This is a genomic window from Paraburkholderia sp. RL17-347-BIC-D, from assembly GCF_046027915.1.
Lineage (GTDB): Bacteria > Pseudomonadota > Gammaproteobacteria > Burkholderiales > Burkholderiaceae > Paraburkholderia.
Genome location: NZ_JARESS010000152.1, coordinates 1 through 2,264 on the forward strand (window position 1 = coordinate 1; position 2,264 = coordinate 2,264).

Here is a 2,264-nt window from a genome sequence, read left to right on the forward strand (position 1 = left end):
CGTAGCGACACAAATACGCCCACTGGTTGCGCGTGTATGAGATCGCCTTGCCCAGCAGACTTTCTGGCAGGACCTGCGGCGCCTGTTCGTCCAGCCACTTTCTGAACGCTTCAAGTAGTGGCACGCTGTGTTGCTGACGCAGCCGGTGCGTATATTCAACGCGCGTCTCGCCTTCGGGCGGATCAGCTTTGGCGAGCGCCTCGACCTGGTACAGCGCCTTGAAGTATTCCAGCGCCTGCGAAGCACGGCCGCCCGGTTTCTTCATGCCCTTGAGCGCGTCGACGAAGCCTCGGCGCGCATGAGCCAGGCAGCCCAGGTGGGTGGGGCCTTCGAGCGTGCGCCAGGCGGCGTATCCGTCTGTCATCAGCAGGCCTTTGTAGCCGGCGAGGAACGCTTGAGGATATTCCTGCCCGCGCCCCGGCCGATAGTCGAACAGCACGACCGGCTGCGCACAGTCTTCGGCACTACGGTAGACCCACATGTATGACGTGCTCTGAGCGGCGCGGCCAGGTTCCTTGAGTACCTGTATTGTTGTCTCGTCGCCGTGAATCAGTGACTGCGACAGCAGCGTCCCGCGCAAGGCCTCAAAGAGCCGGCTATAGTGCAGCTCAGCAGGCCGGATGATCCAGTTCGCCAGCGTGCCGCGTCCGACTTCGATGTCGGCGCGACCCAATGCGTTAGCCATCCGGTATAGCGGCGTTCCGTCGACATACTTGCCGGCCGTCACGGTGGCGATCATCGCGGCACTCGCATTGCTGCCCGGCAATGGCTGCGGCGGCATCGGTGTGGTGATCACCGGCGTGCGTTCGGCGTGGCGCTCGCAATGCCTGCATGCGTACTTGAAACGCACACGCTGCAGCACTGACGCCTTCACCTCGATATGCAACTGTTCGCTGATCTCTTCGCCCATACGATGAAGCTCGTGTGCGCAGCACGGGCATATCTTCTGGTCATCGGGCAGGTCGTATTCGATGCGCTGACGTGGCAGATGCGCCGGCAGCGGTTTGCGTCCGGGACTGCGCGGTGTCGGTTGGGGCACATCCGGCAAGCCAGTCTCGGGCAGCGTGAAGGTGTCGGCCGCGACGTCATCGTCATGCGCTTCAGTGGCAGCGATCTGTTCAGCCTCGTCGAAGACCCGATCACGCAGCTTCTCGCTGCTGGGCGCGAAGCGTTTGCTCTGTGCCAGGCGAAACTGCTCCTCCAGCTGGGCGATGCGTTCGCCAAGCTGACGGTTACGTGACTCAAGCTCACGGATATAGGCCTGGGCGGCGGGCGGCAATCGGGAGAAGTCGTCTTCATTCATGCTCCCAGGATAGCCCAATGCAACGCGCTACAGGTTTACGGAGATTTGTAACATCAGCTGGCGTGGCGGTACCGCCGTGCGGGATGACGGCGCATTGCCTCGATATCGATACCCTCGAGCAGCCAGCGCAACTGCTCGGTCGTCAGCTCGATGACCGCCTGTTGCCGGCGCGGCCAGATGAAGTGATCTTCCTCGAGGCGTCGCAGCATCAGCCAGAAACCGTTGCGCTCGTAAAGCAGCAGCTTGATCCGGTTACGTCTGCGGTTATGGAAGGCGTACACGGCACGCGCAAACGGGTCCAGTTGCATGGATTGCTCGACCAGCGTCACCAGACTGTTGATGCCCGCCCGGAAGTCGACTGGTTCGCGGTGCAGGAACACCTTCAGATCAGCTTCGAAGCGAAACATCAGCGCCGTCCCAATGCCGCGATCATGGCGCTCACGAGGGCGGTGTCGCGCTCCGAGCATTCGAGCTCGAGTTTCACCCCATTGGGCAACTGGGCCGACAGCCATGCGGATGTCGGCGAGCGCGAAGACAGATGCGATGAGTGCTGTTCTGGCTGCACGCGCACGGAATGCATCGAAGCAGGCGCCGGCGCCGGATCGGCGATCGCGATGACTGGCACGAACGCCGACGGTGACGCGTCCATGTCGTCGTTACTTGCGCGCGTTTGTGCCTGCCGGTGCAGTCGAACCCATTTGCGCAGCTGGTTGGCGTTCACCCCGGCCTTCAATGCCAGGCCCGACAATGACGCGCCTGACTGCTGGCAGGCCTCCACTAGCAGGCGCTTGCCCGTCACATCGAAGCTGCGCTTGCCACCCACGCCCACGCGGGTCACCCGCAAAGGCAAAAACGAAAGGTCATCCCGGGTCATAAATTGCGTCCGCAAGTTAGAGGTTGCGGACGCAATCGTGGCTCTTGATACACGCAAAAGCTAGGTGGGGGAAATTGCGCGCTTACG

The 2,264-nt window shown here is 62.1% G+C and carries 3 protein-coding genes; all 3 read right to left on the minus strand.

Annotated elements, in window-relative coordinates:
• On the minus strand, positions 1-1,303 hold a 1,303-nt coding region (gene tnpC, locus P0D96_RS47765), incomplete at its 3' end, for an IS66 family transposase (RefSeq protein ID WP_408321273.1).
• A gap of 53 nt (positions 1,304-1,356) precedes the next feature.
• Positions 1,357-1,710: an IS66 family insertion sequence element accessory protein TnpB gene (tnpB, locus tag P0D96_RS47770; protein WP_408321275.1), complete on the minus strand. Its 354-nt coding sequence runs from the start codon at positions 1,708-1,710 to the stop codon at positions 1,357-1,359.
• Entirely contained in the window at positions 1,710-2,177 is a 468-nt protein-coding gene (gene tnpA / locus P0D96_RS47775) for an IS66-like element accessory protein TnpA (protein ID WP_408321277.1), read from the minus strand. Before tnpA ends, tnpB begins: the two co-directional genes overlap by 1 nt.
• Positions 2,178-2,264 lie beyond the last annotated feature (87 nt).

Excerpts from the sequence above, each read along its gene's own strand:
- tnpA (WP_408321277.1), bottom strand. The coding sequence starts at position 2,177 with ATGACCCGGGATGACCTTTCGTTTTTGCCTTTGCGGGTGACCCGCGTG.
- tnpB (WP_408321275.1), bottom strand. The coding sequence starts at position 1,710 with ATGTTTCGCTTCGAAGCTGATCTGAAGGTGTTCCTGCACCGCGAACCA.